The sequence below is a fragment of the Methylomagnum ishizawai genome, assembly GCF_019670005.1.
Lineage (GTDB): Bacteria > Pseudomonadota > Gammaproteobacteria > Methylococcales > Methylococcaceae > Methylomagnum > Methylomagnum ishizawai.
The window spans coordinates 3,815,963-3,829,452 of sequence record NZ_AP019783.1 but is presented as its reverse complement, the minus strand read 5'-3'; the positions used below and the strand labels follow the sequence as shown (position 1 = coordinate 3,829,452).

The 13,490-nt window shown below is 64.7% G+C and carries 9 protein-coding genes; 3 read left to right on the top strand and 6 right to left on the bottom strand.

The annotated features are described in order from the left end of the window. Positions 1–2: 2 nt before the first annotated feature. The 3 genes from prsT (at position 3) to ilvD (ending at position 5,322) form a co-directional block, all read left to right on the top strand. Complete coding sequence (gene prsT / locus K5658_RS17340; RefSeq protein ID WP_221064341.1) at positions 3–2,762, top strand: XrtA/PEP-CTERM system TPR-repeat protein PrsT; 2,760 nt, start codon at positions 3–5, stop codon at positions 2,760–2,762. Between the two features lie 128 nt (positions 2,763–2,890). Beyond that, a complete protein-coding gene (locus K5658_RS17335) occupies positions 2,891–3,574 on the top strand; it encodes a TIGR04211 family SH3 domain-containing protein (RefSeq protein WP_221064339.1) in 684 nt (227 codons plus the stop codon). A gap of 44 nt (positions 3,575–3,618) precedes the next feature. Then, positions 3,619–5,322: a dihydroxy-acid dehydratase gene (ilvD, locus tag K5658_RS17330; protein ID WP_221064338.1), complete on the top strand. Its 1,704-nt coding sequence runs from the start codon at positions 3,619–3,621 to the stop codon at positions 5,320–5,322. Between the two features lie 142 nt (positions 5,323–5,464). Here the strand turns inward: ilvD and K5658_RS17325 are convergent, their stop codons facing one another. From K5658_RS17325 to K5658_RS17300, 6 genes are all read right to left on the bottom strand, one after another. Next, positions 5,465–6,028 (bottom strand): protein-tyrosine phosphatase family protein, encoded by a 564-nt coding sequence (locus K5658_RS17325; protein ID WP_221064337.1) that lies wholly within the window; start codon positions 6,026–6,028, stop codon positions 5,465–5,467. Next, positions 6,025–6,990 (bottom strand): diacylglycerol/lipid kinase family protein, encoded by a 966-nt coding sequence (locus K5658_RS17320; protein WP_221064336.1) that lies wholly within the window; start codon positions 6,988–6,990, stop codon positions 6,025–6,027. The genes K5658_RS17325 and K5658_RS17320 overlap by 4 nt, the downstream gene beginning before the upstream one ends. 191 nt (positions 6,991–7,181) lie before the next feature. Then, positions 7,182–9,467: a TonB-dependent receptor gene (locus K5658_RS17315; RefSeq protein ID WP_221064335.1), complete on the bottom strand. Its 2,286-nt coding sequence runs from the start codon at positions 9,465–9,467 to the stop codon at positions 7,182–7,184. A gap of 229 nt (positions 9,468–9,696) precedes the next feature. Next, a complete protein-coding gene (locus K5658_RS17310) occupies positions 9,697–10,755 on the bottom strand; it encodes a pentapeptide repeat-containing protein (RefSeq protein WP_221064334.1) in 1,059 nt (352 codons plus the stop codon). Between the two features lie 110 nt (positions 10,756–10,865). Then, complete coding sequence (locus tag K5658_RS17305; protein WP_221064333.1) at positions 10,866–11,714, bottom strand: hypothetical protein; 849 nt, start codon at positions 11,712–11,714, stop codon at positions 10,866–10,868. A gap of 73 nt (positions 11,715–11,787) precedes the next feature. Then, positions 11,788–12,717: a pentapeptide repeat-containing protein gene (locus K5658_RS17300; protein ID WP_221064332.1), complete on the bottom strand. Its 930-nt coding sequence runs from the start codon at positions 12,715–12,717 to the stop codon at positions 11,788–11,790. Positions 12,718–13,490 lie beyond the last annotated feature (773 nt).

Genomic DNA, 13,490 nt, shown 5'->3' with positions numbered 1-13,490 from the left:
CTATGAAGCACAGCCTACGCCTCTTGGCCCTGGTCGCCGTCCTCGGCGGCCCAGGCCCGGCTTTTGCCGCCAGCGGCCCTTTGATCGACGCCGCCCGCAGCTACATCCAGAAGCATGAATACAAAGCCGCCGTCATCGAGCTGAAGAACTACCTCCAGGAGAACCCGAACGACGCCGAGGCCCGGATGATGGTGGGCGAGGTCTACATGAAGCTGGGCGATGGTTCCGCCGCCGCCCAGTCCTTCGAGAAGGCCCGCGAATTGAAGGTGCCCAAGGAACGTTGGATCGTGCTGCTGGGCCGGTCCTATCTGATGAACAACGACCTCAAGATGCTGATGGAGCGGGTCAAGCCCGACGAGGATTTGCCCAATGGCGTCCGCGCCCAGGTCTACGGCCTGCACGGCGTGGCCTATCTCTCCCAGGGCAATATCGACAAGGCCCAGGCCAGTTTCGACGCCGCCCTCAAGCTCGAACCCAGCTCCAGCGAGGCCCTGCTCGGCCTCGCCCTGCTGGTCGCCCAGCACGGGGATTACAAGAAGACCATCGAGTATGCCGAGCGGGTCTTGGTCGGCGATCCCAAGAACGGCAACGCCCATATCATCATCGGCGAGGCCAAGCGCTTGCAGGGCGATAACCAGGGGGCGGTCGATGCCTTCGGCCAGGGCTTGGACAGCCTGCCCAACGATCTCCGCGCCCGGCTCGGGCGGGCCACGGCCTATCTGAGCCTCAACAAGATCGCCGAGGCCAACAAGGATATCGCCGAGGTCCGCAAGCTCGCGCCCAAGCATCCCATGGGGCTGTATCTGGCGGCGGTGGTCGATTTCCAGAACGGCAAGCTGCAAGAGGCCAACGAGTTGCTGGGCAAGGCCGCCAACCTCATGCCGGAGCACCTGCCCACCAAGCTCCTGCTCGGCACCATCGCCTTCCAGCAGGGCAATTACGAAATGGCGGAGAGCCAACTCGGGCAATTCGTCGCCAAGCTGCCCGACAACCTGCCCGCCGTCAAGCTCCTGGCCGCCACCCGCATGAAGCGCGGCCGGCCGCAGGAGGCCATCCAGGTGCTCAAGCCGGTCGAGGACAAAGCCAAGGACGATGCCCAGTTCCTCTCGCTGCTGGGCAGCGCCTACCTCCAGGCCAAGGATTACGAGCAAAGCAACGAATACCTGGGCCGCGCCGCCGCGCTGGACCCCAAGGCGGGCGCGATCAAGGCCCAGATCGCCCTGGGCCAGTTGGCGGCCGGCAAGCTCGACGAGGCCGTCACCGACCTGAAGGCCGCGGTGAACCTGGACCAGAACCTGTTGCAGGCCGATGTGATGCTGGTGCTGGCCTTGATCCAGCAGAAGAAATACGACGAGGCCGTCGCTTCCGCCAACCAGCTGCACGACAAGATGAAGGACGATCCCCTGCCGTTCAACCTGGTCGGCGCGGCGTATTATTCCAAGGGAGACGAGGCCAAGGCGGTCGAGGCCTGGCGCGCCGCGCTCAAGCTCAAGCCCGACTACGCCCCGGCGGCGCTCAACCTGGCCAAGGTGGAACTCAGCCATAACAATGTCGAGGGCGCGGTCAAGGTCTACCAAACCCTGCTGGAACACGACCCCAAGAGCGTTTCGGTCCTGATCGGGCTGGCCCAGATCGAGGAGAACCGCAAGAACTACGACAAGATGGAAAAATACCTGAACGACGCCAAGGAGAAGAATCCCAAGTCGCCCCAGGTCGCGGTGCTGCTCTCGCGCTTGTATTTGCAGCAGGGTAAGCCCTTGCGGGCGCTGGATACCGCCCGCGACGCCGCTTCCAACACCCCCGACGATGTCGAGGTCATCCACAATCTCGGCATGGTCCAATTGGCCAACGACCAAGCCGCCACCGCAGTGGGCAGCTTCAGGAAGCTGGTGGCCAGGGCGCCCGATAGGCCGCAATTCCGCCACGAACTCGCCCAAGCCCTCTACCGGGCCGGCGACAAGTCTTCCGCGATCCAGGAATGGCGCGGCATGACCACCGACACTCCCGATTTCATCCCGGCCTATATCTCCCTGGCCGATTACTATATCCAGGAAGGCAAATTCGACGACGCCCTGAAACTCGCCGCCGAACTCAAGGCCAAGCAGCCCAAGGCCACGACCGGCGTGCAATTGGAGGCCGATATCGAATTCGCCCGCAAGCAATACCGCAAGGCGCTGGAAGGTTACGGGGCGGCCTATAAGACCGCGCCCAGCGCCATCGTGGTCCGGCGCATGTACCAGGCCCATACCCTGCTGGGCGAACAGCCCGCCGGATTCGAGGTGTTGAACCAGTGGTTGAAGGCCAATCCCAAGGACGTGGAAACCTGGATGCTGCTGGGGATGGGCTATCAGGAGGCGGGCAAGGTCAAAGAGGCCGTCGCCGCCTATGAAAAATCCTACGAGTTGCGTTCCGACAACCCGGTCATCCTCAACAACCTGATCTGGCTGTACCAGGAAGTGGGCGACGCCAGGGCGTTGCCGCTGTCGGAAAAGCTCCTGGCCGCGACCGAGAACAATCCCGAGATCATGGACACGGTGGGCTGGGTCTATATGCAGAACGGCAAGCTCGACAAGGCCATCGCCTTGTTGCAGGATGCCGCCGTCCACGCCCCGCAGCACCCCTTGATCCGTATCCACCTGGCCGAGGCCATGGTCAAGCAGGGCCGCAAGGAGGAGGCCCGCCAGCAGTTGCAACGCCTCTTGACCGAGAACAAGGACTTCCCCGAGCGGGCCCAGGCCCAGGCTTTGCTCCAATCCCTCTGAGCCGCCGCCCGCCCGTGCGGCCGCGAGGCCATCCCGGGCGGATTCCCCGCCCGTGCCGTTCCCGCCCGCCCATGAAGCACGGGAGGCTTTGTTGCTAAAATGGATTTCCCGGCAGCCGTCCCAATTCCATGAACAAAATAATCCCGCTCGCGCTGGCGCTGGGGTTCGCCCTGGCCGCGCAGGCCGCGCCCGCCCCCGCTCCCAAGAAAGGGTACATCACCGACAAGCTGGAAGTGCAGATGCGCGCCGGGCAGACCCTACAGCACAAGGTGCTGAAGATGATCCCTTCCGGCACGCCGGTGACCATCATGGGCGACAACTACGACACCGGCTATTCCCTGGTGAAGTTGGAGAACGGCGAGGATGGCTGGGTGCTGACCCGCTATCTCACCACCGAACCCCTGATCCGCTCCCAGTTGGACGAGGCCCGCCGCAAGCTGATGGCGGTGCAGGACGACAACCGCCGCCTCAAGGAGGAACTGGTCGCCGTCCAATCCGGCAAGGAAGGCTTGGACCATGTCGGCCGCCAGCACCGGGCCGAGATCGAGCGCCTCAACACCGAGTTGATCGCCATCCGCCAAGCCTCCGCCAACGCCGTCCAAATCCAGGACGAGCGCGACCGCCTCCAGCAATACGTGATCGAGCTGGAACGCGACGTGGAAACCCTGCGCCGCGAGAAAACCGCCTTGGAAAGCGACTACCGCCAGGGCTGGTTCATGATCGGGGCGGGCGTTTTGTTCGCCGGGATGCTGCTGGGCGTGGTCCTGCCCAAGCTCAGTTGGCGCAAGAAAGCCAGTTGGGATTCCTTTTGATATCCGGGCTTCCGCCCGGTGGTCCTTACCTTCGGAGATGAGAGATGAGTAGCACCGACAACGATCCCCGCGCCTTTTCCGCCCAGGTGGTGGATGGCATGGAACGCGCCCCCAGCCGCGCCATGCTGCACGCGGTGGGTTTCACCGACGCCGACTTCAAGAAGCCCCAGATCGGCATCGCCTCGACCTGGAGCATGGTGACGCCGTGCAATATGCACATCAACAAGCTGGCGGACGATGCCGCCCAGGGCGTGGACGGCAACGGCGGCAAGGCGGTGGTTTTCAACACCATCACCATTTCCGACGGCATTTCCATGGGCACCGAGGGCATGAAATATTCCCTGGTGTCGCGGGAGGTGATCGCCGATTCCATCGAGACCGTGGTGGGTTGCCAGGGCTTCGACGGCTTGGTCGCCATCGGCGGCTGCGACAAGAACATGCCCGGCTGCCTGATCGGCATCGCGCGGCTGAACCGCCCGGCGGTGTTCGTCTACGGCGGCACCATCCTCACCGGCTGCCATGGCGATAAGAAGCTGGATATCGTCTCGGTGTTCGAGGCGGTCGGCGCCCGCGCCAACGACCGCATCGACGACGCCGAACTCAAGGCCATCGAAGCCAAGGCCATTCCCGGTCCCGGTTCCTGCGGCGGCATGTACACCGCCAACACCATGGCCTCGGCCATCGAGGCTTTGGGGATGAGCCTCCCTGGCAGTTCGGCCCAGGCCGCCATTTCCGCCGACAAGCAGCGCGATTGCGAGCGGGCCGGGGCGCAGGTGTTGAAATTGTTGGAGGCGGGTATCCGTCCGCTGGATATCATGACCAAACCGGCGTTCGAGAACGCCATCACCGTGGTCATCGCGCTGGGCGGCTCCACCAACGCCGTGCTGCACCTCTTGGCGATGGCCGATGCCTGCGGTGTGGATTTGAGCCTGGACGATTTCACCCGCATCGGCAAGCACGTCCCGATGCTGGCCGACCTCAAGCCCAGTGGCCGCTACGCCATGGCCGAACTGGTCGAAATCGGCGGCATCCAGCCCTTGATGAAGGTGTTGCTGGCGCAGGGGCTGCTGCATGGCGATTGCCTGACCGTGACCGGCAAGACCCTGGCCGAGAACCTGGCCGAAGCCCCGGATTACCCGGCGGGCCAGGACATGATCCGCCCCTTGTCCAACCCGATCAAAAAGGACAGCCACCTCGTCATCCTGCGGGGCAACCTGGCGGCGGAAGGCGCGGTGGCGAAGATCACCGGCAAGGAAGGCTTGAGCTTCACCGGCAAGGCGCGGGTGTTCGAGTGCGAGGAACTGGCGTTGAAAGCCATCCTCGACGGCACCGTGCAAAAGGGCGATGTGATCGTGATCCGCTACGAAGGGCCGAAGGGCGGTCCCGGAATGCGCGAGATGCTGTCGCCGACTTCCGCCGTGATGGGCAAGGGCTTGGCCAAGGAGGTGGCGCTCATCACCGACGGGCGCTTTTCCGGCGGCACCCATGGCTTCGTGGTCGGGCATATCACCCCGGAAGCCTATGTCGGCGGTCCCTTGGCGATTGTTCGGGATGGCGATGGCATCACCATCGACGCCGAGCAGGCCGAGTTGACCCTGCACCTGTCCGATGCCGAAATCGCCGAGCGCTTGAGCCGCTGGCAACGGCCCGCGCCGCGCTATACCAAGGGCGTGCTGGCGAAATACGCCAAGCTGGTGTCCTCGGCCTCGGAAGGGGCGGTGACGGATAAGGACTTGGGCGACTTATAGGCGCTATATCCCCGCAAGTCCGGGGTGGCTTGGATCGAGCCGCCCCGGACCCTGGGCGCTTTCGGTTTGGGTGCGCTCAGCCCACGCTTCCGCGCTATCCCGGTGGGCATGGAGTACGTATCCACCCAAATAACGTAATGCCCTAGCGCCGCAGCCCGGCCGCGAATTCCTCGATCCTCCGCACCTGTCCCGCCGTGGGCCGGATGAAGGGCCGGACTTTCCGCACCCGCTCCCAGGCCACCGTCGGCGCATCCCCCGCGCTGACCAGCCAGGCCGCCGCCAAGGTGGGGCCGCGGCCCAATCCCTCCCAACAGTGGATATAAACCTTTCCCCCCTGCGCGACCGCCCGGCGGATGAAGGCCACGCCTTGCCGCAATTGGTCGAGGCTGGGCGCATGGTTGTCCGCCACCGGCAAGAACAGATAATCCAGCCCGGTGCCACCCACTTCCTGGACGGAGTCGTACTCGGCGCGGAGGTTCACCACGCCAGTCACGCCGCGCCGGTACATCTGGCTGACGATACGGCGGGCGGGCTGTCCGCCCAACAGGATGCCCGGAGCGACCCCGCTGAAACACCAGATCGGCGCTCCCGTCAGCCAGCGCCAGGCTTTGTCGAGTCCGGCCAGGAGCGTCAGATAAGGCCCATGGCTGTGGAGCATGGTGCCGAGCCGCCTCAACTCGGTCTGGATCGAGCCTTCGCGCCTCATGGGACCGGTTCCACCGCCGCCGCCGGCACCCGCACCCGCACGGCCTGGGGCACGGCGCTGGCCGTGAACTGCTTGGACTGCTTGAACGGCTCGCCGTCGAGGGTCATCCATTGGCGGCGGCTGCATTCCACGGTGATGGTTTGGGCTTGCCAATAGTCTTCCAGCGGTGGCGGATTGTCGCGCAGGAAGGGCAGCAGGCTATGGACCAAGCTGGCGAGGAAGCGTGCGATCTGGGCCAGTCCGAAGCCGCGCAGCACGATCACGTCCAGCAGGCCGTCGCCGACGCTGGCGCAACCGGCCATCCGCAGCGAAGCGATGCCCACCCCGGCGGAATTGCAGATCATGCAGGTGATGCCGCGGGTGGTATGGGTTTCCCCGTCGATGGTGATGGCGTAGCGGACTTCGCGCAACCGGGCCAGGGCGCGCCGCGCCGCCAGCAGATAGGCCCAGCGCCCCAAACGCGCCTTCTCCTCGCGGGAGGTTTCGAGGTTGTACAGGGCTTCGTAGCCGATACCCGCCCGCAGCAAGAACAAGCGGCCATCGACGCAACCCATATCGACCGCCCGGATCGCCGCCGCCGGGTCCAGGGCCAGGGCCAGCGCCGCTTCCACGCTATCGGGAAGGTCCAGTTCCTTGGCCAGGACGTTGGCCGTCCCGCAGGGAATGATCGCCAGGGCCACCGGGCTGTCTTTCAGGCCCGCGGCGACTTCCATCACGGTGCCGTCGCCGCCGCAGGCGATGACCAGGTCGTGGCCCAGCGCCACCGCTTCCGCCGCGAACCGGCGGGCGTCGTCCCCGGCCTGGGTTTCCAGGATTTCCCAATGGAGGTCGGGCCGCGCCGCGAACGCTTGTTCCAGGGCGTCCCGCACATCCTGGCGGGAGCCGGCGGCCGGGTTGAGGATCGCACGGACGCGGGTCGGTGCGGGATTGGATCGGCTGGATTCGGGAGCGGGTATCGGCATGGGTCCATTCCTCGCCGTGGATTTGTGTGGGGTCATCCCGTCCGTGGGATGTGGCGCCGGGCGGTCCCGAACCGACCCCGGCCCGTTGAGGGGGCCGGGGCCGGGATTGGATTCGGGGTCCGGTGCTGGCTTAGACGGTTTTTTCGATCCGCCATTCTCGGTGCGGCGGAAACTTCGCGGGCGGGGCGGGGCTAATCGAAATGCACCCGCACCCCCGCCCAAGCGCCGATGGGCGCGCCCGGTCCGAGGAAGCGTTCCGGCGTGCCGCCATCCGGTGCCCCGGTGAAGAAATTGCGGTTCACCACGCCGAAATTGGAGTAGTCGGTGTTGAACACGTTGTTGGCCATGGCGAATAGCTCCACATGCTCCTCGACCTTGTAGCGGGTATGCAGGTTGACCACCGTGTATTCGGGCACCTGTGGCAGCACGTTTTGGTCGTCGCCGCGCAGGTATTGGCTGGAGGCGTATTGCAGGTCGCCGCCGAAGAACCAGCCGTCCAGGATTTCATACTCCGCGCCCAGCTTGACCAATTGCTGCGGGATGCCGGGAATCCGGTCGCCGGGGCTGACGGTCTCCGGTCCCAAGGCGTTTTGCAAGGTGGCGTGGGTCTGGTAGGTGGCGTCGATGAAGCTGTAATTGATGTACCAGTTGAAGCCGCCATGGCCGCCCTGCAAGCCCACTTCCGCGCCCTGCCGCAGGGTGTTGCCGACGTTCTGGAAATAGCCCCGCGTCAAGCCGCTGCCGCCGACATTGATGAACATGATGTCGTTGCTCAATTCGGTGCGGTACAGCGCCGTGGTCCAGCGGATGTCCTCGCCCAGCTTGCCCCGCAAACCCACCTCGAAGGTGTTCGATACCACCGGCTTCAAGGGCGGGTCGGCGATGAAGCTGTTGGGCAGCGAACAAGGCGCTTCGGGGTCGGCGCAGGTCAGTTCCACCGGGGTCGGGACGCGGAAACCCTCGTTGTAATTGCCATAGAAGGTCATCTCCTTGACCGGCCCGCCATCGGCGGCGAAGGCGTCCAAGGGTTGCAGGGTGAAACCCGCCGAGGGGTTCAGGCGGTTGAAGGTGTGGTGGCCGGCCAGCGAGGTGCGTCCGCCTTCCTCGTCGGTGCCATAGCCCGATAGCTCGATCTCGGCTTGGTTCCAGCGTCCGGCGGCGTTGAAGTGCAGCCAGGGCGTGGGCGATAGGGTATCGGTGGCGAACACGCCGACATATTGGTTGGTGGCCTTGGCGTGGGTGGTTTGCTCCGCGGCTCCCAGGCCCACCGTGCCCCGGCTCGAAGTGAAGGCCGCCGCCTGCTCGGACTGGGTGAAATCGGTGTGGCCGTAGTCGTAGCTGGTGCCGAAGGTGAAGTTGTTCTTGAGCGCGAATAGGTCGCCCAGATAGCTCAATTGCACCTGCGCCCCGGTGCCGTCCTCGTTGCTGCGCGAGCGGCGGTTGACGGCGGAGGGCGATAGTTCGCCGTCCTCGTTCAAACACTCGGCATAGGTCGCGAACTGCTCGCAATCCTCGGCCACGTCGCCGTTGAAGGTATCGATGACATTGCTGCGGTAATAGGCGTTGCCCGCCAGCAGCCAATCCTTGGAGAACTCGTGGCTGGCCTTGAGGTTCAAGAAGCTGAGGTCGGGCTTGGTGGTGTCGGGGTAGGTGTAGACCGAGTTGCGGTTGGCCTGCAACAGGCTGTAGGGCAGGGGACCGTTGCCGGTCAGGCTGTTGTTGGCGAAGGTGTAGCTGAGGTCCACGTCGGTGGTTTCGTTCTCCCAGCCCAGCTTCACGAACAACTGGTGCACATTGCTGTGGGAATGGTCGCGCCAGCCGTCGTTCTCGGCGACATTGCCGGTGACGAACCAATCGAATTCGTCCTTGGAGCCGCCATGCTCGAACTCGAAGGTCTTCCGTCCGAACGAGCCGCCGTTGAATTCGGCCTGGGTGCCGGCATGGGTGCGGCCACTCTTGGTGCGGATCGACAGCGAGCCGCCCAGGGCGTTCAGCCCGAACAAGGGGTTGGAGCCAGGAATCAGGTCGAGGTTGGCGATGGCCGATTGCGGGATCAAGTCCCAGTTCACCGTGTCGCCGAAGGGTTCGTTGATGCGGACGCCGTCCTGGTAGACCGCGAGGCCGATGGGCGTGCCGATCAGGGGCGAGGCGCTGAAGCCGCGGTAGGTGACGTCCGGCTGCCAGGGATTGCTCTGCACGTCGTTGATGTTGACGCTGTTGAGGTTGCGGTTCATGAACCGGGGCAGGTTCAAGGATTCCTGCCGGTCCATCTGCTCGTCCTCCACCGACTGCACATTGCCGGGCACCTCGCTGGCCGGCAATCCCAGGGTCGGCAAGGGGGTGATGCCCACCACTTCGACATCGGGGAGTTCCAGGGCTTTGGCCGGGTCTTCCGCGCCCGGTTCCGGTTCCCCGGCCAGGGCGGTGGACGCCATGAGGAGGCCCAAGGCCCAGGCCGGGAACCGGACCGCCGGCATCCCCGCCGTTTCCGCATAAGGGCTTGTTTTGAAAGTGTTTTGGATCATGGGCTGTGTGGGCGCTGATATTTCTGACGCGGGAGGCGGGGCGCGGCCCGAACCGCGCCCCGCGCCCAAGGGTAAGAGATAAGCGCCCTACGCCATATAGGAGAAATTCCTTTTTATGGCCGGGAATTTTTCCCGATGGTGGGCCGCTCTCGATCCATGGTCCTAGGTCCGGCACAGCCGCTCAGGGCGTGCCGATGCCATGGCCCAGGCAGGTGGTGGCGGCGAGGCCATCGACCTTGACCCCATCCGGGCAGATGGCGCCTTCGAACTCGGTGGTTTGGCCCGTGACCGGGTCGGTGCCGAGGAGGGCGGTTTCGCCGTTGACCGCCCCGGCCAGGTTGGCATTGCCGAGATAAGCCCCGGTCAGATCGGCGGAACCCAGGTTGGCCCCGCGCAGGTTGGCCCCGGTCAGGGTCGCGGACACCAGTTTGGCCGTGTCGAAATTGGCCCGCTCCAGGTTGGCCCCCTCGAAATTGGCCCCGGACAGATCGCAGGCGAACAAAACGCCGTTGCCGATCCGGGCACCGATGACGATGGCGCCGGACAGGTCCGCGCCGCTCAGGTCGATATTGTCCATCGCGGTCAGGCTCAGGTCGGCCCCTTTGAGTTGGGCGCTGGGGAAACTGCCCGCGGCCAGGGTGGCCCCTTTGAACGACACCCCCGGCGCGATCAAGGGCGTGTTGCCGGAGCCCGAGGTCGCGCCGGTCAGGTCGGCGAAATTCAAGACCGCGCCCGTGCCCAGGGTGAGGGATAACAGCTTGCCGTCGGCATAGGACGTGCCCAGCACGGCACCGCGCAAGAGGGCGCCGGTCAGATCGACGCCGCCGATATCGCCATCCAGGAAGGCCCCGGTCAGGTTGATGCCGCCGAGTTTCTGGTCCTTGAGCTTGGCCGCCGCCCCCCGCAGGTCGCAACCGGCCAGATTGCCGCCGACGCTGGGTTTCGTGCAGTCCTGCCCGGCCGGGGTGGGCGTGGTGCCGCCGCTGGATTGGGCCAGCACCAGCTGCCATTTGCCGCCATTGGTGCCCGGTTCGACGCCAAGGTTCTTGCCGGCCAGGCTTTGGTAGATCGCGTTGTTGTGGATCACGACATCGCCCTTGCGGTATTTGATGCCCGCGTCCCAGGTGCCGTTGAACGCCATGGGCACGCGGGCGGCCTCGGCCACGGGATGGAAAGCCAGGGCGGACAGGGCCAAGGCGGAAAGCAGCGGGAAGGAAGCGGGGATTTTGCGGAGATTCATCGATGTGTCCTGGATTGATGGAAGGCCGGACATTTGGAGATACGGATCGAATCTGTAGGGGCGGATGGACGGGTGGATAAACCCGCCCCTACGGCCTATGGCCCAAAACCCTAGGGATTGGTATTGGCGTTGGCCGGGGCGAAGCCGGGGATGCTGACCTCGATCAAGGGTTGGTCTTCCTGGCCCATCTGGCGGAAGCGCAACGCGCCGGCCAGTTCGGCCGGTGCCGCCGAGGTGCAGGCGCTACGCACGAAGAACCAGGACGAATCGCGCACCGAGGAGCCATCGGGGTCCAGGAAATTCACATCCGAGGTGAAATCCACCCAGTTGGGGCTGATGGGGGCGAACTTGGTCAAGGGCTGGGCGGGGTCGCCCGGTTCGTGGACGACCGAGGTGTAGGTCAAGCCGGCCCGGTATAGCACGTCGTCGGCGGCGGGTTGGGACTTGCTGAAGTGGTAGGCGGCGGCGACCGGGCCGCGGTTCTTGAAACCGGCCCGCAGGAAGTCGTTGATCTCGAAATATTGCTTGCCGGGGCTGGCGCTGCGGCGGTCGTAATCGACGTTGTCCAGCCTGATTTTGGCGGCATAGATGCAACTGGTGCCGCTGCGCCACACCTCGTCGATCACCGTGCCGACGGTGACGCTGGTGTTATTGGTATAGCCGTTCTTCATCACGATATTGCGCGTGACCGACGCCTTGCGGACATAGCCGGCCAGGGGCGGCGTGTTGTCGTCGGCGCGGAAAATGGCGCAGGTGTTGTTGGCCTTGGTCGTGGGCGGGGTCGAGCCGTTGGGGTTGGAGCCGAAATCGCCGGTGGTATTGCAACTGGCATAGGCGGAGGTGCCGCCCGGCACGGCCAAGCCGGTGGCGGGCAGGGTCACGAAGCCGGTGGCCAGGGCGTTCGCCGCCGCGCCGAGACCGACGGCGGCGACGGCCATTCTGATGAGCATATCGTTCATTGTGGTTATTCCCTATCGGGTTGAAGAAACTCCCCAAGGCGGGCCGGGCTGCCGGGCAAGCGGGGATGTGGACTCAGAAGCCATGTCCCACGCAGGTGGTGGCCTGGACGCCGTCCACCCTCGCGCTATCGGGACAGACCGCCCCGGTGAAGTCGGTTCGAGCGTCCACCTGGGCGGTATCGGCCCCTTGCGCGTCCGCGAAGTTGGCCCCGCGCAAATCGGCCCCCGAAAAATCCGCCCCGGCGATCTGGGCACCGGCCAGGTTGGCGGCACCCAAACCGGCCCCGGAGAAATCGGCCCCGCTCAAATCGGCCTGGGTCAGATCAGCCTGGGCGAGGCTGGCCCCTGGGAGTCGGGCCGTCGCCAATTGGGCGAAACTCAGGTCGCTGCCGCGTAAATCGGCCTTGTCCAGGCGGGTTCCGGTGAGGTCCGCGCCGGTCAGCGTGGCCCCGGACAGGTTGGCGTTGTCCAGGGTGGCGGCGCGCAGGTGGGCGCCGTACAGCGTGGCCTTGGAAAAATCGGTGCCGGTGAGGTCGGCGCGTTCGGCGACCAGGGGGTTGTTGCCGCCGGATTGCAGTCCCGAGAGATTGGCATGGTCCAGCCGGGTCTCCGGGCCGATGGTCAACGTGCCCAGCACCGCCGCCCCGCTCAGATTGGCCCCGCTCAGGTTGGCCGCGCCCAAATCCCCGCTCAACCGGGCCTTGGACAGGTCCGCCCCGCTCAGGTCCAGGCCGTTCAGGCTGACCGCTTCCGTGAAATCGCATTCCCCCAATTGCGCCCCCGGTCCTGGATGTTGGCAGGCCGCCTCAGGGCTGGCCGGGGCTGGCCTGACCCGCTTCCAGAAATCCGGGGCCATATCCGGCGGCTGGTTGTGGTTGTCGTCCTGGAGGCTGAGGTAGCCGGCCCGTTGGTAATTCACCCGGTCGTTCTTTTGATAGGTCGGGGTCTCGCCCCAATCGCCCCGGAAGGTTCCCGGTTCCCGCTTCGCCGGCTTGGGTGGCACGGGCGCGGGTTCGGACCCGGCTTGTAGCCCGGATATCGCCGGTTCGGCGTTCCGGCCCGTTTTGGCGGATGGGCGTGGTGTTGCCGCTCGGGAGTGGACCGGCCCGGCGCTGGCGGGCGATGTGTCGCCTAGGGATGAATCCACGTGGCTTTCCATCGTCACCGCCAACACCGCACCCAGCAAAAATACTCCAAAGATAAGAGGTATCCATCCCGGTCCGCCAACAGGGTTTGCCCCGGTATGGCGCGGGTTGGCGGGGGCTTTATTGGCGGGCTTCGGCGGGTTCATCGGGCATTTGGAACAGGATTGGGTTTGATGGCGAAATCAGGCTGGGCCGGGTTGTTATAAGACGATGTTGGGTGCCGCGAGATAGGGTTTCCTGGTGGGCGGGCTTTGGCCTGCCCAATGGATGGCCCCGCGCAAACTAAAGTCCGCGCTCCAGGCTTCCGTCGTCGCTCCCAGGGTTGCCTAGGGAGTTCATCATATGATGCCCCTGTGGCACCGTGCCCCAACGTGTCCACGGACATCGATCCGGCGATATTTTTGCTTGGCCGCATAGGGTAATGAATCATGTCGGCAAGGCAATAGGATGGCATCCCTAATATGATTGGGATTTTTTCCTCGAATCAACCGGGAAATCTTCCTGTTGCCAATAATCGATAAAAATGCAACCCTATAATAAAAAGCAACTTGGGAGTTTAAAAATACCATCACATAATATAGGTGATGGTATTTATGGCTTTCTGGGGATTCTTATCGATAAGGTCGGCAAT

Bases quoted from the DNA above. Each gene is read 5' to 3' on its own strand.
- prsT (WP_221064341.1), top strand. From the start codon at position 3: ATGAAGCACAGCCTACGCCTCTTGGCCCTGGTCGCCGTCCTCGGCGGC.
- K5658_RS17305 (WP_221064333.1), bottom strand. From the start codon at position 11,714: ATGAACGATATGCTCATCAGAATGGCCGTCGCCGCCGTCGGTCTCGGC.
- K5658_RS17315 (WP_221064335.1), bottom strand. From the start codon at position 9,467: ATGCCGGCGGTCCGGTTCCCGGCCTGGGCCTTGGGCCTCCTCATGGCG.
- ilvD (WP_221064338.1), top strand. From the start codon at position 3,619: ATGAGTAGCACCGACAACGATCCCCGCGCCTTTTCCGCCCAGGTGGTG.
- K5658_RS17320 (WP_221064336.1), bottom strand. From the start codon at position 6,990: ATGCCGATACCCGCTCCCGAATCCAGCCGATCCAATCCCGCACCGACC.
- K5658_RS17325 (WP_221064337.1), bottom strand. From the start codon at position 6,028: ATGAGGCGCGAAGGCTCGATCCAGACCGAGTTGAGGCGGCTCGGCACC.
- K5658_RS17310 (WP_221064334.1), bottom strand. From the start codon at position 10,755: ATGAATCTCCGCAAAATCCCCGCTTCCTTCCCGCTGCTTTCCGCCTTG.
- K5658_RS17335 (WP_221064339.1), top strand. From the start codon at position 2,891: ATGAACAAAATAATCCCGCTCGCGCTGGCGCTGGGGTTCGCCCTGGCC.